The 20,104-nt window shown below is 71.9% G+C and carries 20 protein-coding genes; 6 read left to right on the forward strand and 14 right to left on the reverse strand.

The annotated features are described in order from the left end of the window. Positions 1 to 6 precede the first annotated feature (6 nt). Both ACIRPU_RS03210 and ACIRPU_RS03215 read right to left on the reverse strand, forming a co-directional pair. Complete coding sequence (locus ACIRPU_RS03210; protein ID WP_403860915.1) at positions 7 to 1,311, reverse strand: pyroglutamyl peptidase; 1,305 nt, start codon at positions 1,309 to 1,311, stop codon at positions 7 to 9. A gap of 75 nt (positions 1,312 to 1,386) precedes the next feature. Further along, positions 1,387 to 2,328: a LysR family transcriptional regulator gene (locus ACIRPU_RS03215; protein ID WP_403860918.1), complete on the reverse strand. Its 942-nt coding sequence runs from the start codon at positions 2,326 to 2,328 to the stop codon at positions 1,387 to 1,389. Positions 2,329 to 2,385: 57 nt separating this feature from the next. Between ACIRPU_RS03215 and ACIRPU_RS03220 the strand changes: the two genes are divergently transcribed. Continuing rightward, a complete protein-coding gene (locus ACIRPU_RS03220) occupies positions 2,386 to 2,799 on the forward strand; it encodes a RidA family protein (protein ID WP_403860921.1) in 414 nt (137 codons plus the stop codon). Here the strand turns inward: ACIRPU_RS03220 and ACIRPU_RS03225 are convergent. Beyond that, entirely contained in the window at positions 2,796 to 3,389 is a 594-nt protein-coding gene (locus ACIRPU_RS03225; RefSeq protein WP_403860924.1) for a TetR/AcrR family transcriptional regulator, read from the reverse strand. The genes ACIRPU_RS03220 and ACIRPU_RS03225 overlap by 4 nt on opposite strands. A gap of 103 nt (positions 3,390 to 3,492) precedes the next feature. Here ACIRPU_RS03225 and ACIRPU_RS03230 point away from each other — a divergent pair, with 103 nt between their 5' ends. Further along, positions 3,493 to 5,937: a glycoside hydrolase family 3 protein gene (locus ACIRPU_RS03230; RefSeq protein WP_403860927.1), complete on the forward strand. Its 2,445-nt coding sequence runs from the start codon at positions 3,493 to 3,495 to the stop codon at positions 5,935 to 5,937. Between the two features lie 102 nt (positions 5,938 to 6,039). On the opposite strand, the gene ACIRPU_RS03235 is transcribed toward ACIRPU_RS03230, so the two are convergent. Further along, positions 6,040 to 7,017, reverse strand: a complete 978-nt coding sequence (locus tag ACIRPU_RS03235) for an aldose epimerase family protein (RefSeq protein WP_403860930.1) — start codon at positions 7,015 to 7,017, stop codon at positions 6,040 to 6,042. A gap of 15 nt (positions 7,018 to 7,032) precedes the next feature. Continuing rightward, positions 7,033 to 7,935 carry an SGNH/GDSL hydrolase family protein gene (locus tag ACIRPU_RS03240; RefSeq protein WP_403860933.1) on the reverse strand — a complete coding sequence of 301 codons (903 nt, stop codon included), beginning with the start codon at positions 7,933 to 7,935 and terminating at the stop codon, positions 7,033 to 7,035. A gap of 262 nt (positions 7,936 to 8,197) precedes the next feature. Here ACIRPU_RS03240 and ACIRPU_RS03245 point away from each other — a divergent pair, with 262 nt between their 5' ends. Next, a complete protein-coding gene (locus ACIRPU_RS03245) occupies positions 8,198 to 8,692 on the forward strand; it encodes a DUF3145 domain-containing protein (protein ID WP_355708429.1) in 495 nt (164 codons plus the stop codon). 88 nt (positions 8,693 to 8,780) lie between these two features. Here ACIRPU_RS03245 and fabF read toward each other — a convergent pair whose 3' ends face one another. The 5 genes from fabF to ACIRPU_RS03270 form a co-directional block, all read right to left on the reverse strand. Further along, the gene (gene fabF / locus ACIRPU_RS03250) at positions 8,781 to 10,061 is read right to left on the reverse strand and encodes a beta-ketoacyl-ACP synthase II (RefSeq protein WP_403860936.1); all 1,281 of its coding nucleotides are present in this window, start codon (positions 10,059 to 10,061) and stop codon (positions 8,781 to 8,783) included. Between the two features lie 80 nt (positions 10,062 to 10,141). Beyond that, entirely contained in the window at positions 10,142 to 10,390 is a 249-nt protein-coding gene (locus tag ACIRPU_RS03255; RefSeq protein WP_351753355.1) for an acyl carrier protein, read from the reverse strand. Positions 10,391 to 10,471: 81 nt separating this feature from the next. Further along, on the reverse strand, positions 10,472 to 11,467 hold the full coding sequence (locus tag ACIRPU_RS03260) for a ketoacyl-ACP synthase III (RefSeq protein ID WP_403860939.1): 996 nt from the start codon (positions 11,465 to 11,467) through the stop codon (positions 10,472 to 10,474). Positions 11,468 to 11,476: 9 nt separating this feature from the next. Next, positions 11,477 to 12,403 carry an ACP S-malonyltransferase gene (locus ACIRPU_RS03265; RefSeq protein ID WP_403860942.1) on the reverse strand — a complete coding sequence of 309 codons (927 nt, stop codon included), beginning with the start codon at positions 12,401 to 12,403 and terminating at the stop codon, positions 11,477 to 11,479. Between the two features lie 89 nt (positions 12,404 to 12,492). After that, positions 12,493 to 13,698: a helix-turn-helix domain-containing protein gene (locus tag ACIRPU_RS03270; RefSeq protein ID WP_355708420.1), complete on the reverse strand. Its 1,206-nt coding sequence runs from the start codon at positions 13,696 to 13,698 to the stop codon at positions 12,493 to 12,495. Between the two features lie 115 nt (positions 13,699 to 13,813). On the opposite strand from ACIRPU_RS03270, the gene ACIRPU_RS03275 reads away from it, so the two are divergent. Continuing rightward, positions 13,814 to 14,512 carry a pirin family protein gene (locus ACIRPU_RS03275; RefSeq protein ID WP_403861591.1) on the forward strand — a complete coding sequence of 233 codons (699 nt, stop codon included), beginning with the start codon at positions 13,814 to 13,816 and terminating at the stop codon, positions 14,510 to 14,512. Here ACIRPU_RS03275 and ACIRPU_RS03280 read toward each other — a convergent pair. Further along, entirely contained in the window at positions 14,478 to 15,299 is an 822-nt protein-coding gene (locus ACIRPU_RS03280) for a serine hydrolase domain-containing protein (protein WP_403860946.1), read from the reverse strand. The two genes, ACIRPU_RS03275 and ACIRPU_RS03280, sit on opposite strands and share 35 nt — an antisense overlap. Before the next feature lie 223 nt (positions 15,300 to 15,522). On the opposite strand from ACIRPU_RS03280, the gene ACIRPU_RS03285 reads away from it, so the two are divergent. Then, complete coding sequence (locus ACIRPU_RS03285) at positions 15,523 to 16,017, forward strand: MerR family transcriptional regulator (RefSeq protein ID WP_403860949.1); 495 nt, start codon at positions 15,523 to 15,525, stop codon at positions 16,015 to 16,017. Beyond that, on the forward strand, positions 16,014 to 17,030 hold the full coding sequence (locus ACIRPU_RS03290) for an aldo/keto reductase (RefSeq protein WP_403860952.1): 1,017 nt from the start codon (positions 16,014 to 16,016) through the stop codon (positions 17,028 to 17,030). Before ACIRPU_RS03285 ends, ACIRPU_RS03290 begins: the two co-directional genes overlap by 4 nt. Before the next feature lie 65 nt (positions 17,031 to 17,095). Here the strand turns inward: ACIRPU_RS03290 and ACIRPU_RS03295 are convergent, their stop codons facing one another. The 3 genes from ACIRPU_RS03295 to ACIRPU_RS03305 form a co-directional block, all read right to left on the reverse strand. Then, positions 17,096 to 17,965 carry a DUF4429 domain-containing protein gene (locus ACIRPU_RS03295; protein WP_403861594.1) on the reverse strand — a complete coding sequence of 290 codons (870 nt, stop codon included), beginning with the start codon at positions 17,963 to 17,965 and terminating at the stop codon, positions 17,096 to 17,098. Positions 17,966 to 18,023: 58 nt separating this feature from the next. Beyond that, the gene (locus tag ACIRPU_RS03300) at positions 18,024 to 19,241 is read right to left on the reverse strand and encodes an alpha/beta hydrolase (protein ID WP_403860955.1); all 1,218 of its coding nucleotides are present in this window, start codon (positions 19,239 to 19,241) and stop codon (positions 18,024 to 18,026) included. 172 nt (positions 19,242 to 19,413) lie between these two features. Continuing rightward, positions 19,414 to 20,040, reverse strand: a complete 627-nt coding sequence (locus ACIRPU_RS03305) for a TetR family transcriptional regulator (protein ID WP_403860958.1) — start codon at positions 20,038 to 20,040, stop codon at positions 19,414 to 19,416. Between the last annotated feature and the right edge of the window lie 64 nt (positions 20,041 to 20,104).

Raw genomic sequence — 20,104 nt, forward strand, 5'->3', positions numbered from 1 at the left:
GGGGGCCTACCGCCCGGCCTCCACGGCCGCGGCGAGGATCGCCCGTACCTGGGCGACGATGTCCAGCCGGTTCCGCACGAACTCGGGATCGGTGACGTCCTGGGTGTTGCCCGCCGCGAACTGGAGGACCGGCGTGTGCACATGCCCGCCCGGGAGGCTGTCGTGCAGCCCCAGCCGGTCGCGCAGCAGGGTGGCCCGGTAGGCGATCTCGTTGGAGAGGTAGTTCCCGCCGCCCCCGGCCCGTGCGGTCGACCCCGCCGTCGGCCCGTCCGGCCGTACGACGGGCTCGGCGTCTCCCCCAGAGGGGGCACCCCCAGCCGGTATCTCGGTGACGCTCGTGTTGTCGTAGACCGGGAACCGGCCCGTGTCCGCCGCCACGATCGCGGCGTACGGCAGCGTCGTGGTCGTCCACTGCGGCTGCGAGGCGGGGTCGGCGACCGGGACCGTCTCCGTCCGGCCAATGTTCTCGTTGTCGGGGAAGCCGCCCCGCCAGGCCCCGTTGGTGCGCTCCACGTCGAAGCGGCCGACGCGGCCCTGGCTGACGGTGGTGAACAGGTCGACGTGCGGCAGATACGGCCGCAGGGCGCGCTCCACCGTCTGCTCCGCGAAGTCCTGCCAGCGCACCGGGAACATGGCGGTCTCCACCCGCGCCGGGCCGTCCGCGGTCTGGATCACCGTGCCGTCGAGGGCGAGTGCCGCAGCCCCCGACGGGTTGGAGATCCGGATGTCCCGGTCCAGGGTGAACGGGTCGAAGCCGGTGACCAGAACACGCTTGAATCCCTTGGCGTGTCGGGGGTAGTGCAGGTCGCTCTGACCGCGCGAGGTGCGTTCCAAGGCGTCGAGCAGGGCGGTCCGTTGGCCGTCGGTGACCGCGAAGCCGGGCTGCCAGGTGCGCACTTCGCTCGTCATGCCGAGCCGCGCCCAGTAGAGCGGGCGGTCGTCGTCCCGGCTGAGGTCCCCGCCGGCGGGCCCGCGCCCCTGGACCCGGTCCACCGCCCGCCGCCACAGGGCCGCGCCCTCGCGGGTGACGACCCGACGGGCCTGGGCGTAGGAGTGCGAGGTCTCCAACAGCCGGGCGAAGCGCGGTGCCACCGTGTCGAACCCGGACCGGGTGAGGATCTCCTGGGGAACGGCCTGCGTCAGGCGCTGTTCCTCGACCGTGGGGCTGGGCACCGTGGCGGTGGCGGCAGTGGCGCTGGTGGGGAGGACGAGCCCGGCCGACAGGGCCAGACCGAGAACGCCGACGCGCAGGCGTAGGGAGTGCGCGGAGTGTGCGGAGTGTGCGGAGTGTCCGGAGTATGCGGAATGCACGGGGTGGAGGTCCTTCCGTCGCTGTGGGGGAGAGCGTGGGGTGGGACGGCGGAAGTATCCCGTGACGGAAGTGGTCTACGCCATGCCGCCGGGGATCGCCGTCGCCGCCTCCCGCAGTGCGGTGACGAACGCCTCCGCCGCCGGAGTGAGCGACCGCCCCCGTTCCGTCGCCGCGTACACCGCCCGCGCCGGGGCGCCCTCGTCGAGCACCGGCAGCAGCACGACGTCCGGCCGTACGGACGAGGCGGCGAGCGCCGGCACCAGCGCGACGCCGAGGCCCGCGGCGACATAGCCCTGCTTGGCGGTCCACTCGGCGACGACGTGCGCCACCCGCGGCCGGAAGCCCTCCCGCAGTGCCGCGTCGAGGAGGGTGCCCTCGGGCCGGGCGGAGCCGGACACCCAGTCGGCGTCGGCGAGTTCGCCCAGTCGCACCGGTCCACCGCGACCCGCGAGGGGATGCGCGGCCGGGACGGCGACGTACAGGGACTCGTCCAGGAGGCGACGCAGCGCGTACGACTCCAGCGCCGCGCGGCCCGTCGTGGACACCACCGCCACGTCGAGGTGTCCGGCGCCGAGCCGCTCCAGCAGGGCCGGGGTGAGCCCCTCCTCCCGCGTGACGCGCACACCCGGACAGCGGTCCCGGAACACGGCCAGGGCGCGCGGCACCAGCGCCGCGTCCGCCGTCGCGAACGCCCCGAACCGCAGCCGCCCGCCGGCGCCCTCCCGCAGCGCGGCCAGCTCGCGCCGCGCACCGTGCAGGGCCTCGGCGACGGACTCGGCGTACGGCACCAGCGCCCGCCCGGCCTCTGTCAACCGCACCCCTCGGGGCAGCCGGTCGAAGAGCGGACCCCCGCCCAGGGCCGCCTCCAGCGAGGAGATCTGCCGGGACACCGCGGACTGGGTCCACCCCAGGGTCCGTGCGGCGACGGTGAACGAGCCGTGGCGGACGACCTCGATGAACGCCCCCAGCCAGACGGTCGAGAGTTCGGGCAGGCTCGTGCGGTGCGGATCCGGCATGGCAGCCATGCTGGACATTCGCTTGTCGCATCGCAAGTCCCGTCCTAGCGTCGGGACATGGAGATCACCCTCGACAACCCGGCCGGCGCCCCCCAGCCCCTGAGCCCCTACTACTCCCAGGTCGCCCGCCTTCAACAGGCGGACGGCAGCGCCCTGTTGTTCCTCTCCGGGCAGATCGCCGAGGGCGCCACGCTCGCCGAGCAGAGCCGGGGCGTGTTCGAGACGATCGACGCCCTGCTGAGGGCGCACGGGGCGGGCCTGGCGGACGTCATCAACATCCGCACCTACCTCACCGACATCGGACGGCTCGCCGAATACGGCGCCGTACGCCGGGAGTTCCTCACCGGCACCCCGCCGACCAGCATGACCTTCGAGGTGTCCCGGCTGTTCCGTCCCGAGGCGCTGATCGAGGTGGAGGTGGTGGCGGCGGTGCCCGCGGCCCGGCCCGGCGGCCCCGGTACGGAGGCCTAGGCCGGCCGGTCGGGTTCGTCCTCGCCCAGCAGCCGCAGGAAGTCCCGGAACGCCCCCGGCATGTCCACCGAGTCCGGGTCCAGCAGCCACTGGTACTGGAGCCCGTCCATGACCGCCACCAGCAGCGGAGCCGTGCGCTCCGGGGTGAGGCCGTTCGGGAGGCGGTCGCCGTACTCGGTGCGCAGCACCGCCGCCATGCTCGCCCGCACCCGGGTGTACCGCTCGGTGAAGTAGTCCCGCGCCGGATGCCCCTCGGTGACGCTCTCGCCGAGCAGCGCCGAGAAGGTCTGGATGATGCCGGGCCGCATCGCGTTGTACTCGACGAGCGAGGCCAGCAGGTCCACCCGCCACCGGGTGTCCGGCACGGCGTCCCACTGGTCGCGTTCCTGGAGCACCGCAACCAGCAGCGCGTCCTTCGTCGGGAAGTGGTGCAGCAGCCCCTGCTGGGTCAGTCCCACCCGCTCGGCGACCGCGGCCAGGCTCGCGCCACGGTAACCGCGTTCGGCGATCACCCCGAGGGCGGCCCGCACGATCTCGGCCCGTCGCTCCTCGCTCCTGGTCCTGGCGCTCATGCCGTCACGGTACGGCATTCGGATCCCTCTGCATAACGTCAAGGTAACGAAACCTACCGCTCTACAGGTGGCCCGTGCACGATGGAGGCGTTGCACCGGCACTCAACGAGGAGGCACCGCCATGGCGGGAACCGAGGCGGGAACCGAGGCGGTAACGGAAGCGGCCGTCGAGACGGCTCTCGGCACACTCGACCTGGACGCCAAGACCCGGCTGCTGGCCGGCCGGGACATGTGGTCGCTGCCCGCGCTGCCGGAGATCGGGCTGAAGTCCCTCGTCATGTCCGACGGCCCGATCGGGGTCCGAGGCGTGCGCTGGACCGCCGACGACCCGTCCGTCGCGCTGCCCTCCCCGACCGCCCTCGCGGCCACCTGGGACCCGGAGCTCGCCCACCGCGCCGGCGTCCTCCTCGCCCAGGAGGCCCGCCGCAAGGGCGTCCACGTCCTGCTCGCCCCCACGGTCAACCTGCACCGCTCCCCGCTCGGCGGCCGTCACTTCGAGGCCTACAGCGAGGACCCGTATCTGACGGGGGTGATCGGCGCGGGCTATGTGAACGGCGTCCAGTCCGGCGGGGTCGGCACCACCGTCAAGCACTTCGTGGCCAACGACGCCGAGACGGACCGCTTCACCGTGAACAACCTGGTCGGCGAACGCGCCCTGCGCGAGCTGTACCTGGCCCCCTTCGAGGCCATCGTCGAGAAGGCCCGCCCCTGGGGCGTCATGACGGCCTACAACACGGTCAACGGCACGACGATGACCGAGCACCGCCACCTCGTGAACGAGGTCCTGCGCGACGCGTGGGGCTTCGACGGCTTCAACGTCTCCGACTGGATGGCCGCCCGCGACACCGTGGGCGCGCTGAAGGGCGGCCTCGACGTCGCCATGCCCGGACCGCGGACCGTCTACGGCGAGGCCCTCGCGGAGGCGGTACGCGACGGGCGGCTCGACGAGTCCGAGGTCGACGAGGCCGTACGCCGCGTCCTGCGCCTGGCCGCCCGCGTCGGCGCCCTCGCGGACGCCGAACCCGCCGTCGCCCGGCCGCCCGCCCCCGTCGACGGCGAGGCCCTGGCCCGCGAACTGGCCCGCCGCTCCTTCGTCCTGGTCCGCAACGAGGACGACGCGCTGCCGCTCGGGCCCGGCACCGTCGCCCTCATCGGCGCGGCCGCCCGCGACGCCCGGGTCCTCGGCGGCGGCTCCGCGACCGTCTTCCCGGCCCGCACGGTCTCCCCGCTCGACGGCCTCACCGCCGCGCTCCCCGAGGGTGCTCTCAGCTACGCCGTCGGCGCCGACCCCACCACCGAACTCGCCGTCGCCGACAAGGGCTTCTCGCTGCGGGCGGTCTGCCGCGACGCCGCCGGAACCGTCATCGGCACCCGGTCCGCGCCGAACGGCCTGATCCAGTGGATGGGCACCGACCTCCCCGACGGCGTCACCCACGACACCGTCCACACGGTCGAGCTGACCGGCGCCTTCACCCCGCGCGAGAGCGGCACGCACACCTTCGGCATCAAGGGCACGGGCGGCTTCACCCTCACGGTCGGCGGGACGACGTACTACGACGACGTCCAGCGTCCCGCCGACGACGGCGACCCCTTCGAGGCGTTCTTCGGCGCCCCGGTGCCCCGCGCCGAGGCGCGACTGACCGCCGGCGAACCGGTCGAGGTCTCCCTCACCCATGTCTTCGCGCTCCCCGAGGGCATCCCCTTCAAGGCCATCGCCTTCGCCCTGGCCCACCAGGAGCCGCAGCGCGACCCCGACGAGCTGATCGCCGAGGCGGCCCGGGCGGCGGGGGCCGCCGACACGGCCGTCGTCGTGGTCGCCACCACCGAACGCGTGGAGTCCGAGGGCTTCGACCGCAAGGATCTCCGCCTCCCCGGCCGGCAGGACGACCTGGTCCGTGCCGTCGCCGCCGCCAACCCCCGCACCGTCGTGGTCGTCAACGCGGGCTCCCCGGTGGAAATGCCGTGGCGCGAGGACGTCGCCGCCGTCCTGCTCACCTGGTTCCCCGGTCAGGAGGGCGGAGCGGCCCTGGCGGACGTCCTGACGGGCGCCCACGAACCCGGCGGCCGGCTCCCCACCACCTGGGGCTCCCTCGAGGACGCCCCCGTCACCGAGGTCACCCCCACCGACGGCGAACTCACCTACACCGAGGGCGTCTTCATCGGCTACCGCGCCTGGGAGAAGGCGCACCGCACCCCGGCCCACCCCTTCGGCCACGGCCTCGGCTACACCGACTGGACGTACGAGTCGGTCGACATCACCGGCTCCACGGTCACCGTGCGGATCCGCAACAGCGGCGCGCGGCCGGGGCGCGAGGTCGTGCAGCTCTACCTCGCCCCCACCGGGACGGCCCCGGCCCCCGAACGCCCGGCCCGCTGGCTGGCCGGTTTCGCCGGAGTCGAGGCGGGCCCCGGGGAGAGCGTCGAGGTCACCGTGGAGATCCCGGACCGTGCCTTCGAGGTGTGGGACGAGGCGGACCACCGGTGGTCCTTTGTGAAAGGTTCGTACGAAATTCAGGTGGGCCGCTCGATCGCCGACCGCAGGATCACCGCGGCGATTAACGTGTGAACCGGCGCCCGTCGCCCCACTGACAGCCCCGGTCCGGGACCTGACCCCTGGACCGGGGCAACATCCTTCCCGGCCGCGCGCCGCGCCGGTCGCCCGCCGCCCCTACCGGAGCGAGAAGCCGTACACCGTCTCCGACCGGTACGCGGCCCCCGGCCGCAGCACGGTGCTCGGGAACTCCGGCCGGTTCGGCGAGTCGGGGAAGTGCTGGGTCTCCAGCGCGACGCCCTCGCCGGGCTCGAAGGGCTCGCCCAGGTGGTCGGCGGTGTACAGCTGGAGCCCCGGCTCGGTGGTCGCCACCGTCAGCACTCGCCCGGACGCCGGATCGTGCAGCTCGGCCACCTCCACAGGGGTGTCCGTGACACCCTTGTCGAGCACGAAGTTGTGGTCGTAGCCGGCGCCGACCTTGCGGGCCGAACGGAAGTCGAAGCGGCCGTCCGCCACCTGCGCGAGCTCACCCGTCGGGATCAGGTCCGCGTCCACCGGCGTGTACCGGGAGGCGGCCAGCCGCAGTTCGTGGCCGCCCGAGCCGCCGCTCCCCGGACCGCCCAGGTTGAAGTAGCTGTGGTTGGTCAGGTTCACCACCGTCGGCGCGTCCGTGACCGCCTCGTACACGAACCGCAGCGCCCCCGACGCGTCGAGCGTGTACGTCGCCGTCACCTCGAGGCGGCCCGGGAAGCCCTCCTCGCCGTGCGGCGCGACCCTGCTGAGCCGCAGCCCGTGCTCGACCGGCACGACGTCCCACACCCGCTTGTCGAAGCCGCGCGGGCCGCCGTGCAGCGAGTTCGGCGCGTTGTTCGGCTCCAGCGCGTACGTCACGTCGTCCAGCGGGAAGCGGGCGTGCGCGATCCGGTTGGCGTACCGCCCGATCAGCGCGCCGAGGAAGGGCTCGGGGTGCGCGAGATAGCCCTCCAGGTCCGCGAACCCCAGCACCACGTTCGCCGCGCGCCCGTCCCGGTCCGGGACCTCGACGGACTGTACGATCCCGCCGTACGAGAGGACCCGCACCCGCGTGCCCGCCCGCTCCAGCGTCCAGCGGTGGACCTCAGTGCCGTCGGAAAGTGTCCCGAAGTGTTCGCTCATGAGCGAAACCCTAAATCACGAGACCTTCGCGGTGACCCCCCGATAGGCCAGCTCAGCGAGCCGCGCCTGTCCGTCCTTGCTCGGGTGGAACCAGTCCCAGTGGCTCAACTGGTCGGTACCGAACCTGAAGTCGTACACCGCCCCGCCGTCGAACCGGCACCGCACGTCCTTGGCGCAGACCTCCGCCAGCACCGAGTTGTAGTCCTCCACCCGCTTCTGCACGGTCTCCCGCCGCGTGGTCGCCGCCGCGTCCAGCGCGTCCGCGTCGCCCAGCATCGACGGGCACAGGCCCAGCTTCCACACCTGCTTGCCCAGCACGTTCGTCCGCCCCTGCGACCACAGCCGCTTCAGGTTCGGCACGCTCGTCACATACACCTGGGTCTTCGGCAGCGCCCGGCGCAGCGTGCTCAGCGCGTCCTGGAACTCCGCCCGGAAGTCGGCCACCGACGTCATCGCCGCCGTCGACTCCCGGCACGCGTCGTTCGCCCCCGCCATCACCGTCACCAACTGCGGTTTCTCGGCCGCCGCCTGCGTCATCTGGGCCGGCAGGTCCGCCATCCGCGCCCCGGTCACCGCGTAGTTCCAACTGTGCGTGGCCGCCTTCGCCGCGCCCAGCAGCCGGACGGCGAGACTGTTCACCTCGGCGCTGTCGCCGGTCGCCCAGGACACCTCGGGGCAGTCCGCGAGCACCGTACACGCGTCGAAGCCACGCGTGATGGAGTCACCCACCGCCGCCACCGAGGAAGGACTGGAGTCCCACAACGGGGTCGGCGACGGCGACGGCTTCGTCTGCCGGGCCTGGGTGCCCGAGGACCCCTCGGCATCGCCGCCCCCCAGTGCGTCACAGCCGGCCAGGCCCAGGACGGCCGCCGTCGTGCCCGCGAGCACGGCCCGCGCGTGCCGGTTCCGTTTCCGCATCCGCTCGTGTTCCCCTCGCTCCTCGAACAACGCCCCTCTATGACAACGCGCGGGAGTTCCCGGCGAATCACACCCACAAGACGGAACGCCTCACGCCCGTACAGGCGTCCTGCCGAGTGAATGGCGGAGGTTTCACGGCACTGGGACCGACGGTACGTCACACTCCTTGCGCCGCCGCACGGTAGCCTCGCCATCAACGCGGCTGCCTGCCACCGCAGCCATGCCGGCCTGCAAGACTGTCCCGCTCTGCCCGGAGGTCCCGGTGACGACACGTGGAGTTCTGTACGTGCACTCCGCGCCGCGCGCGCTGTGCCCACACGTCGAGTGGGCCGTCGCCGGGGTGCTCGGCACGCGCGTCAGCCTCGACTGGATCCGGCAGCCCGCCGCGCCCGGCACCTGGCGCTCGGAGTTCTCCTGGAAGGGCGAGGCCGGCACCGCGTCCAAGCTGGCCTCCGCGCTGCGCGGCTGGCACCTGCTGCGCTTCGAGGTCACCGCCGAGCCCTGCGCCACCGCCGAGGGCGAGCGCTACAGCTGCACGCCCGACCTGGGCATCTTCCACGCAGTCACCGGCATCCACGGCGACATCCTGATCCCCGAGGACCGGCTGCGCGCCGCCCTGTTGCGCAGCCAGCGCGGCGAGACGGACCTGGAGGCCGAACTCTCCAAACTGCTCGGCAAGCCGTGGGACGACGAGCTGGAACCGTTCAGATACGCGGGCGAAGGGGCTCCGGTGCGCTGGCTGCACCAGGTCGTCTGAGACCGGGAACAGCCCGTGTGAGACCGGAACAGCCCGAAGGGGCCCCACCTTCGCAGGTGGGGCCCCTTCGGTTGTGTACAGGCGCCGCTCAGACCGTGCGGAACGCCAGCACCACGTTGTGTCCACCGAAGCCGAACGAGTCGTTCAGGGCGGCGATACGGCCCTCGACGGGCAGCTTGCGCGCCTCGCCCCGCACGATGTCCGCGTTGGCCTCGGCCTCGGGGTCGAGGTTCTCGACGTTGATGGTCGGCGGAGCGACCCGGTTGTACAGCGCGAGGACCGTCGCGACGGACTCCACACCGCCCGCGCCACCCAGCAGATGACCGGTCATCGACTTGGTCGCGGAGACCGCCATGTGATCGGCCTCGTCACCGAACACCTTGCGCAGCGCCTTCAGTTCGGCGACGTCACCGGCCGGCGTCGAGGTGGCGTGCGCGTTGACGTGCACGATCTCCGCCGGGTCCAGGTCGGTGCTGTCCAGCAGGTTCTTCAGGGCCTGCGCGATACCGCGGCCCTCGGGCTCCGGCTGCACGATGTCGTGGGCGTCGGAGGAGATGCCCTGGCCGACCGCCTCCGCGTACACCCGGGCCCCGCGCTGCGCGGCATGCTCGGCGGACTCCAGGACGATCACGCCGGCGCCCTCGCCCATGACGAAACCGTCGCGGGCGACGTCGTAGGGACGCGAGGCGCCCTGCGGGTCGTCGTTGTTCTTGGACATCGCCATCATGTTGCCGAACGCGGCGATGGGCAGCGGGTGGATCGCCGCCTCCGTACCGCCGGCGACCACGATGTCGGCGCGGCCCGTACGGATCATCTCGATGGCGTAGCCGATGGCCTCCGCGCCCGACGCGCACGCCGAGACCGGCGTGTGCACGCCCGCGCGGGCGCCCACGAGCAGACCCACGTTGGCGGAGGGGCTGTTCGGCATCAGCATGGGCACGGTGTGCGGGGAGACGCGGCGGACGCCCTTCTCCTTCAGCACGTCGTACTGGTCGAGCAGGGTGGTCACGCCGCCGATGCCGGAGGCGATGACCGCGCCGAGCCGGTCGGGGTCGACATCGCCCTCGCTGCCTTCCTCACCGGCCTTGCCGGAGAAACCGGCGTCCTTCCAGGCTTCCTGGGCCGCGATCAGCGCGAACTGCGCCGAGCGGTCCAGCTTGCGGGCCTGCGGCCGCGGGATGACCTCGAGGGGTTCCACCGCGACCGGGGCCGCGATACGGACGGCCTGCTCGGCCGCCCACTCCTGCTCCAGGACCTTGACACCGGACTTACCGGCGACCAGACCCTCCCAGGTAGAGGCTGCGTCGCCACCCAGCGGTGTGGTTGCGCCGATACCGGTGACGACCACGGTGCGATTGGTCGGGCTCACGGATTCTTTCTCCAACGTTGCGAGGATTCAGCGGCGCCACCGCCGGGTGGCGGGGCAGTTCAGCCCAGGGGACCGATGGATCAGGCCTGGTTCTTGAGGATGTAGCTCGTCGCGTCGCCGACGGTCTTGAGGTTCTTGACGTCCTCGTCCGGGATCTTGACCTCGAAGCGCTCCTCGGCGGCGACGACGACCTCGACCATGGACAGCGAGTCGACGTCCAGGTCGTCGGTGAAGGACTTGTCCAGCTGGACGTCCTCAACCGGGATGCCGGCGATCTCGTTCACGATGTCTGCGAGACCGGCGACGATCTCTTCCTGAGTGGCGGCCATTTGGCGCTCCTTCTTTGATATTCCAGAGGGTGTGGCATGGGGTGTCTCCCGCACCGGACCGGTTGATCCGGCACGGAGTGCCTAGGGGAGGGTAACGACAGTGGCGGCGTAGACGAGACCCGCCCCGAATCCGATGACGAGCGCGGTGTCGCCGCTCTTCGCCTCGCCGGTCGCCAGAAGCCGCTCCATCGCGAGCGGGATCGAGGCGGCCGAGGTGTTGCCGGTGGTGCGCACGTCACGGGCGACCATGACGGTCTCCGGCAGCTTGAGAGTCTTCACCATCGAGTCGATGATCCGCTCGTTGGCCTGGTGCGGGATGAAGACGTCGAGTTCGTCGGCGGAGATGCCGGCGGCGTCCAGCGCCTCCTTGGCGACCTTCGCCATCTCGAAGACGGCCCAGCGGAAGACCGCCTGGCCCTCCTGCGTGATCGCGGGGAACTTGCCGGAGCTGTCGTACTCCGTCCACGGCACGGTCTGCTTGATGGTCTCCGACTTGTCGCCCTCGGAGCCCCAGACCGTCGGGCCGATCGCCGGCTCCTTGGACGGGCCGACCACGACCGCGCCCGCGCCGTCGCCGAACAGGAAGGCCGTCGCGCGGTCCTCCAGGTCGGTCAGGTCGGACAGCCGCTCGACGCCGATCACGAGCACGTACTCGGCGGAACCTTCCACCACCATGCCCTTGGCGAGGGTCAGGCCGTAGCCGAAGCCCGCGCAGCCGGCCGAGATGTCGAAGGCGGCGGCCTTGTTCGTGCCGAGCTTGTCGGCGATCTCGGTGGCGACGGCCGGCGTCTGCTTGAAGTGCGAGACGGTCGACACGACCACCGCGCCGATCTGCTGGGCGGTGATCCCGGCGTCGGCGATGGCCTTGCCGGACGCCTCGACCGACATGGCGGCGACGGTCTCCTCGTCGTTCGCCCAGTGCCGGGTCTCGATGCCGGAGCGCGAGCGGATCCACTCGTCGGACGAGTCGATCGTCTCGAGGATCACCTCGTTGGGGACGACCCGGACGGGCCGGTAGCCGCCGACACCGAGGATGCGTGCGTACGGGGAGCCCTTGCTGGGCTTGATCTTCGCCATCAGGGCTCCTCAGGCGACGCCGTGCTCGGCGATGAGCGCGCGAGCGGCGTCGAGGTCGTCGGGGGTCTTCAGCGCCAGCGTCTTCACACCGGGCAGGGCGCGCTTGGCGAGGCCGACCAGCGTGCCGCCGGGGGAGACCTCGATCAGCGCGGTCGCGCCGAGCTCCTTGAAGGTCTCCATGCACAGGTCCCAGCGGACCGGGTTGGCGACCTGGCCGACCAGCCGCTCCAGGATCTCGGCGCCGGTGGCGACGGACTGCCCGTCCCGGTTGGAGACGTAACGGATCTTCGGGTCGGCCGGCGTGAGCTCCACGGCGGCCTTGGCGAGGGTCTCGACGGCGGGCGCCATGTGGCGCGTGTGGAAGGCGCCGGCGACCTTCAGCGGGACGACCTTGCGGACGCCCTCGGGCTTGTCCTCGTTCAGCGCGGCGAGCTGCTCCAGCGTGCCCGCGGCGACGATCTGGCCCGCGCCGTTGATGTTCGCCGGGGTCAGCCCCAGCTTCTCCAGGTGCGCGAGGGAGACCTCGGGGTCGCCGCCGAGCAGCGCGGACATGCCGGTCGCGGTGATCGCGGCGGCGTCGGCCATGGCCAGGCCGCGCTTGCGTACGAGGGTCAGCGCGGCGGTGTCGTCGAGGACTCCGGCGAAGGTGGCGGCGGTGATCTCGCCGACGCTGTGGCCGGCGACGGCGCCGGGCGCGATGTCCGAGAGGTCGCCGAGCGCGGCGGCGGACAGGATTCCGGCGGCCACCAGCAGCGGCTGGGCCACCGAGGTGTCACGGATCTCGTCCGCGTCGGCCTGGGTGCCGTAGTGGGCGAGGTCCAGGCCGATGGCGTCCGACCACGCGGCGACGCGGGCGGCGGCACCGGGGAGTTCGAGCCAGGGGGTCAGGAAGCCGGGCGTCTGGGCGCCCTGGCCGGGAGCGACGAGTACGAGCACTCTCACACTCTCTCTTGTGGACGGCCAAAGCCGCCCGTGGGGACTGGGACGAAGAACGGCAGGGGGTTTTGTGGAGCCCCGACAAAAGCCTAGGTCTGGGGATCGCCGTCGACCAGGCGCCCCAGGATCAGCGCGATCCGGAGCGTGAACGCGGAGCGTACATCCGAGGGCGACCAACCGGTGACGTCAGTCACACGTCGAAGCCGGTAGCGCACGGTGTTCGGATGCACGAAGAGCATCCGTGCGGCTCCTTCGAGGCTGGACGCCTGTTCGAGATAGACGGCGAGCGTCTCCAGGAGCGCGGACCCAGCCTCTTCGAGCGGTCTGTAGATCTCCTCCACCAACTGCTCACGCGCGCCGGGATCACCGGCGATCGCGCGCTCGGGCAGCAGATCGTCCGCCAGCACCGGCCGGGGGGCGTCCTGCCAGGCGGAACCGGCCTTGAGCCCCGCCGCGGCGGCCTGTGCGGACCGGGTCGCGGCGAGCAGGTCGGGTACGACGGGTCCGGCCACCACGGATCCCGCGGCGAACGGCCCGATCAGCGACCTGGCGACGGCGAGCGGGTTGTCGCTGCCACCGGCGATCACTACCAGCCGGGAGCCGAGCACCCCGGTGAGGACCTGGAGCTTGGCGTGTCGCGCGGCGCGCCGGATCGCCTCGACGGTGAGCTCGGAGTCACCGTCGGGCGCGGTCCCGAGGACCACGCACACGTGCTCGGGCGCGTTCCACCCCAGCGCCGCGGCCCGGCTCACCGCGCCCTCGTCGGCCTCGCCGCTCAGCACGGCGTTCACGACGAGCGACTCCAGCCGGGCGTCCCAGGCGCCGCGTGCCTCGGCGGCCTGGGCGTAGACCTGGGCGGTGGCGAAGGCGATCTCCCGGGCGTACACGAGGAGCGCCTCGCGCAGTACGTTCTCGTCGCCGGGGGCCGCGACCTCGTCGATCGCGGACTCCATGACCTCGATGGTGGTGCGCACCATCTCGACGGTCTGCCGCAGCGTGATGGCCCGGGTCAGCTCGCGCGGCGCGGTCCCGAACACATCCGTGGAGATGGCCTGCGGGGCGTCCGGATGCCGGAACCACTCGGTGAAGGCGGCGATGCCCGCCTGGGCGACCAGCCCGATCCAGGAACGGTTCTCCGGTGGCATCGCCCGGTACCACGACAGTGTCTCGTCCATCCGCGCGATGGCCTGGGCGGCGAGACTTCCGGCGGACTTCTCCAGCCGCTTCAGCGTCGCGGGGTGGGGGTGGACGGCGTGCGCCGCGGGATCGGGGTGAGTGGTTTCGGGTTCGGGCACGGGACAAGACTGCCTTATCGGGACGGGGGCGTGCGCTGCCGGGTCGCGGGAGGGGCGGCACGCGGTCGTCGCACGGTCGTCGCACGGGCGGCGACGGGTCTACGGTGGACGCGTGATGGACGTACGGCGCGCCGACGAGCGCTACCGAGGCGGGGACCCGGCCGCCGGGATCGACACCCGGCACGCTTTCTCCTTCGGCTCCCACTACGACCCCGGCAACCTCCGCTTCGGCCCGTTGATCGCCTGCAACGAGGAGCGCCTCGCGCCCGGCGCCGGCTTCGACGAACACCCCCACAGCCACACCGAGATCGTGACCTGGGTGGTCGAGGGCGAGCTCACCCACCGTGACTCGGCCGGCCACGAGAGCGTGGTCCGCCCCGGGGACGTGCAGCGGCTCAGCTCCGCGGGCGGCGTACGGCACGTGGAACGCAACGACGCCGACGTGCCCCTGGCCTTCGTCCAGATGTGGCTGGCCCCCTTCGACCCCGGGGGCGACCCGTCCTACGAGACGGTCCACGGCATCGCCGACTCCACCCCGTACGCCGTCCCCGAGGCGGGCGCGATGCTGCACGTACGGCGACTGGGCGCGGGGGAGCGGACGGCGGTGCCGGACGCGCCGCACGTCTACGTCCACGTCGTACGCGGCGAAGCCCGCCTGGACGGCGAGAAGCTGGCGCCCGGGGACGCGGCACGCATCACGGACGCGAAGGACGTGGAGGCGGTGGGCGTGACCGACGCGGAGCTGCTGATGTGGGTGTTCAGCCCGGGAGGCGAGGAGTTCAGCCCCGGAGCTCCGCCAGCACCGCGTCCGTGAACGCGGGCCACGCCTCGACCGCCCACGGCCCGAACGCCCGGTCCGTGAGGGCGACCCCGGCGACGCCCGCCTCCGGATCGACCCACAGGAACGTACCGGACTGACCGAAGTGCCCGAAGGTGCGCGGCGAGGAGGAACTCCCCGTCCAGTGCGGCGACTTGGCGTCGCGGATCTCGAAGCCGAGCCCCCAGTCGTTGGGGTTCTGGTGCCCGTACCCCGGCAGCACGCCCTTCGTCCCCGGGTACTGCACGGTCATCGCCGCGGCCACCGTCCGCGGATCCAGCAGCCGGGGCGCCTGCACCTCCGCCGCGAACCGCAGCAGGTCCTCGACCATCGAGACGCCGTCCTTCGCCGGGGAGCCCTCCAGCGAGGTGCCGGTCATCCCCAGCGGCTCCAGCACGGCCTGGCGCAGATACTCCGCGAACGGGATCTCCGTGGCCTTCGCCAGATGGTCGCCGAGCTGCTCGAACCCGGCGTTGGAGTACAGCCGCCGCTCCCCGGGGGGCGCCGTCACCCGGTGCTCGTCGAAGGCCAGCCCGGAGGTGTGCGCGAGGAGATGGCGGACCGTGGCCCCGGGCGGCCCGGCCGGTTCGTCCAGCTCGATCGCCCCTTCCTCGTACGCGACGAGGGCCGCGTACGCGGCGAGCGGCTTGGTGACCGAGGCCAGCGGGAAACGCCGGTCGACCGGGCCGTGGGTCCCCAGGACCGTACCGTCGGCCCGGACGACACCCGCCGAGGCGGAGGAAACCGGCCAGTTCTCGATCGACGCGAGGCTCTTGAGCGACATGCCGTCGAGCCTATGCGCCTCGGAGCAGCGGTTCCATCAAGGGGTCCGGTGCGGAGAGCCCCTCACGCGGCGTGGGCGGCGGTTCGGCCTGCGGGCCGGTGGAGGCCGTCCGCCGAGAACGACGAGTTCGATCGTCACCACCAGCGTGATCAAGCCTCGTTCCCCGGTTTTCTTACCGTTTCCGCTTGCTTGGAGCGCACTCCAAGGCCATAGCGTGGAGGTCATGACGGTGTTGCAGACCACGCCCGTGACCATCGAGCAAACCCTGAGCCCCCCGGACGTCTGCTCCGCGCCACCCCCGCGGCACCCCCGTCCGGACGGGCAGGACAGCTACACGATCAGCGAGGTCGTCGCCTTCACCGGCCTCACCGCCCACACCCTGCGCTGGTACGAGCGGATCGGGCTGATGTCCCACATCGACCGCTCGCACACCGGACAGCGCCGCTACAGCAACCGTGACCTGGACTGGCTCGACCTCGTCGGGAAGCTGCGGCTGACCGGCATGCCGGTCGCCGACATGGTGCGGTACGCCGAGCTGGTGCGGGAGGGCGAGAGCACGTTCCGCGAGCGGTACGAGCTGCTGGAGGCGACCCGGCGGGACGTCCGGGCCCGGATCGCCGAGCTCCAGGACACCCTCGCCGTGCTCGACCGGAAGATCACGTTCTATGCGGGCGCCACCGGCGGCCGGCACCACGAAGCGGAAGGGACCGCCCGATGACCGACCACAGGATCCCGACGGCACGACTCGGCGGACAGGGCCCCGAGATCGGCGTCCAGGGGCTCGGCTGCATGGGCATGAGCTTCGCCTACGGCCCCACGGACGCGAAGGAGTCCGAGGCCACCCTGGAACGCGCCCTGGAACTCGGCGTCACGATGTACGACACGGCGGACGCGTACGGCGCGGGCGAGAACGAGAAGTTCCTCTCCCCGTTCTTCAAGGCCCACCGCGACGAGGTCGTGATCGCGACCAAGTTCGCGCTGGCGGTCCCGCCGGACGACCCGACCCGGCGGATCATCCGCAACGACGCGCCCTACATCCGCCAGTCCGTCGAGGCGAGTCTGACGCGGCTGGACGTCGACGTCATCGACCTCTACTACATGCACCGGCGCGATGTGAACGTGCCGATCGAGGACACCGTCGGCGTGATGGCCGAACTGGTGCGCGAGGGCAAGGTCAAGCAGCTGGGTCTGAGCGAGGTGACGGCCGCCGAGCTGCGCGCGGCCCAGGAGGTCCACCCCATCGCCGCGGTGCAGTCGGAGTGGTCGCTGTTCAGTCGCGACATCGAGGCCCAGGTGGTTCCGGCGGCCCGCGAACTGGGCGTGACCCTGGTCGCGTACTCCCCGCTCGGCCGGGGCTTCCTCACCGGCTCCTTCGCCAACGCCGACCAGGACCTCACCGCCGACGACTTCCGCCGTCAGCAGCCCCGCTTCACCGGCGACAACGCCGCGGCCAACGGGGCACTCCTGGAACCGATCCGCGCGATAGCCGAGGCTCACGGGGCGACGCCCGGCCAGATCGCCCTGGCCTGGGTACAGCAGCAGTCCCAGGTCCACGGCCTGTCCGTGGTCCCGATCCCGGGCACCCGCAGGCCCACCCGGGTCGAGGAGAACACGGCGGCGACGACCATCGAACTGACGCCTGAGGAGCTGGCGTCGCTGGAGCCCATCGCCGGCAAGGTGGCGGGCGACCGCTACCCGGACATGAGGTTCACCTCCGCCGGCCGCGAGTGACGACCAGGGCCTGACGACCGGGGCTTGAGGACCAGGGCCTGTCCGGCGTGATCCGCCGGACAGGTCTAGAGCTCGGCCAGCAGCTCGGCCTTCTTCGCGGAGAACTCCTCGTCGGTGACCAGCCCGGCCAGGTGCAGCTCCCCGAGGTGCCGGATCCGCTCGGCGATGTCGGCGGGGTCCCGGCGCGGCGCGACCGCTGCCGGGACGGTCGCCGCCTGGACCGCCGCCGTGGATCCGCGTCCGCGGACCGCCGCGAGGACCGCCGCCGCGAACGGCAGTGATTCGTGCACCGGCCCGTACCCCAGCCCGAAGACCACGGTCGCCGGATCCTGGTCGGCCTGGGCCGGAGCGGCCTCGCCGCGCAGCAGCCGCAGATGCCCCTCGAACACCTCGGGCGACCGCCACTCGACGCCGCTCAGCGCGGACACGGCGAAACTCTGGTCACCGGCCTTCCACTTCGCCGACGACGCCCCCGTCCAGAACCACCGGAACCGCACGGTGCGCCCGTCGAACGAGGCCTTGCCGTCGTACGCCTTGAAGGACAGCGGCGCCTCGGGCGCGTCCACCAGGAACCGTTCCGTCGGTCCGGAGTCGGTCAACCGCGACCGCAGTTCGTCGACGTAGTACTCGGCGAGCGTCTCCCGTTCGGCGGGCAGCACCAGCCGGTACGGGTCGCACCCTTCCTTGAGCTGTCCCGCCGCCGCCTCCATCAACGGATCGGCTCCCGGCCTCGGTTCCGCCCGGAGCACGACCGTCCCACGCCTGCCCTCGGTCAGCGTCACCCGGCCGATGGCCGCCAGCGGAATCCGGCGTTCGCCCAGTGCCGACAGCAGTTTGGGCGTGCGCAGCCCCCGTTCGTAGCGGATGAGGACGGAGTCGGACTCGAACTCCCAGGCGGCATGAAATCCGGCCAGTACGTCACCCATGCGGCTCATCGTATGCGGGACACCCATTCTTCGTCCCCTCCCCGCGCGCGCCGCAATTCCTGCGTCTCTACGCGCGTCCGGCCTCTTCTGTATAGGACAAACCCGCCGTGCAGGCGGCATCATCGTTTGCGCACTCCACCGACCGGTACGCGCCAGTGCCGATCTCGGCGAAGTTGCGCAGGCTGTCCGTGCCCGGTTCGAAGTAGCCGCCATGGCCCTTGGCCTCCCGTGCCGAGAGCACCCGCGCGCCGAACTCCCGCGCCATCGGATCCTCGCCGTGCCCGAGACCGCCGACCTCCAGGTGCGGCACGTCCTGCACCCAGTCGTCGGCGTCCCGCATCGCCCACACCCGGGCGGCGGTGCCCAGCTGGGCCGCGTTCCCCACCCGCATCCCCGGGCTGCCGGCCACCGCGATGTCGGTCACCCGGTCCGGCATGGCGTGCGCGGCGACCCCGCACACCACCGAGCCGTAGCTGTGGCAGAACATCGAGACGGGCGTACTGCCCGGCAGGGCCGTCAGCAGGGCGTTCAGCCGGACGGCGCCGCTCTCGGCGCGCATCGCGGTGGCCGAGTCGATGCCGAGGCCGTCGGGGGAGGTGTAGTCGGCCCAGGCGATCACGGCCGTACGCGTCGAGGGGCTCGCCTCGCGCTCGGCCGAGTAGAGGGCCTGGGCCATGCCGACCGGCGCCGAGTACTTGCGGTTCGTGCGCTGGAAGGTGAGCAGGTCGGTGTCGACGCCGGGGACGACGACGGAGATCCGCTCGGCCTCGTCCAGGCTGCCGAACACCTCGGCGACCCGGCCGGAACCCTCCGGATCGAAGGCGAGGATCTGCCGTTCGGCGGTGCTCATCGACTCGTAGCGGTGCATGCGCCGACCGGCCAGCTGCTGCCCCGAGGGCGTGAGCCGACTGTCGTGCATACGGGTGCGCTCGAGCCGCACCTGCTGGAGCAGCGCCAACCGGTTGGCGCTGTAGCGCAGCTCGGCGGGGGCGCCGTTCATGTTGCCCACCGCGAGCGGGTAGTCGTGCACGAGCGCGGTCCGCTGCGGGACGGTCAGCGAGGCGAAGAAACGGGCCAGCCGGGCGGGGGCGGAACCGGGGTCCGGCAACCGGTGCCCGGCCATCCGGCCGTGCTCCCACTCCGAGCGCGAGGTCTGGAGGGCGGTGGTCTCCTGCTGGTGGCGCAGGGCCGTCCAGCCGGTGGTCGCCAGCATCACGAACACCACGGCCAGGGCGGCCAGTGCGCGCCAGACGTTGAGTTGCGGGGAGGTGTCGAAGGAAGTCACTGAAAGGACACACTAGGAGAACGAGAGGGTCTCGGGTGACCCAAGTGACGGGGATCACGTTTCAACGGGCGTGGCAAGGGTCATAAAACCTTTTACGCCTCTATGTCCGTCAGGCGCTCCTGCCCCGTCAGGCGCTCCTGCCCGTCAGGCGTCTCCGCGGCCGTCCATGCTCTCAGGCCTCGCGCCAGTCTCCCAGCAGGGCGGGCCCCACCCCGTCGAGATACAGGGACGTCAGCGCGCGGATCCCGTCCAGGCTGAAGTCCGCGCCCGTGGACCACTGTCGTTCCGTCACGCGCATCACCCCGCTGAACACGGCCACCGCCAGCCGCGGCCGTGGGTCGGCGTCCACGTCGAGCCCCTCGCGCTCGGCGACCACCCGCGCGAGGACCTCCTCGACCTCCACCGAGCGCCGCAGATGCGCGGCGAGCAGCACCGGCGTCGACTCGATCACCCGGTACATCCGCAGGTACAGCTCCACGGGGACGACGGACTCGACGACCTCGTTGATCGAGTGCCAGCCGTCCAGCACCGCCTGGCGCAGCGCCTCCATCGGCGGCTCGTGCGGCGGGCGTTCGCGCACCGCCTCGACGAACCGCTCCACCGTCATCTCCACCAGGGCGAGCGCGGCCTCGTCCTTGCCCGCGAAGTAGCGGAAGAAGGTGCGCTGCGAGACGTCGACGGCGGCGGCGATCTCGTCGACCGTGGTCCGCTCGTATCCCTGCGAGGTGAACAGTTCCACCGCGGCGCGCAGCAGCGCGTCCCGGGTGCGCTGCTTCTTGCGCTCACGCAGAGTTTCCATGATGTGTCAGTTACCGACTTATGAACTCGTTTGTCAATTGTCAGCGGCTGTCACTAACCTCGAA

The sequence above is a fragment of the Streptomyces sp. NPDC102259 genome (assembly GCF_044766465.1).
Taxonomy (GTDB): Bacteria; Actinomycetota; Actinomycetes; order Streptomycetales; family Streptomycetaceae; genus Streptomyces.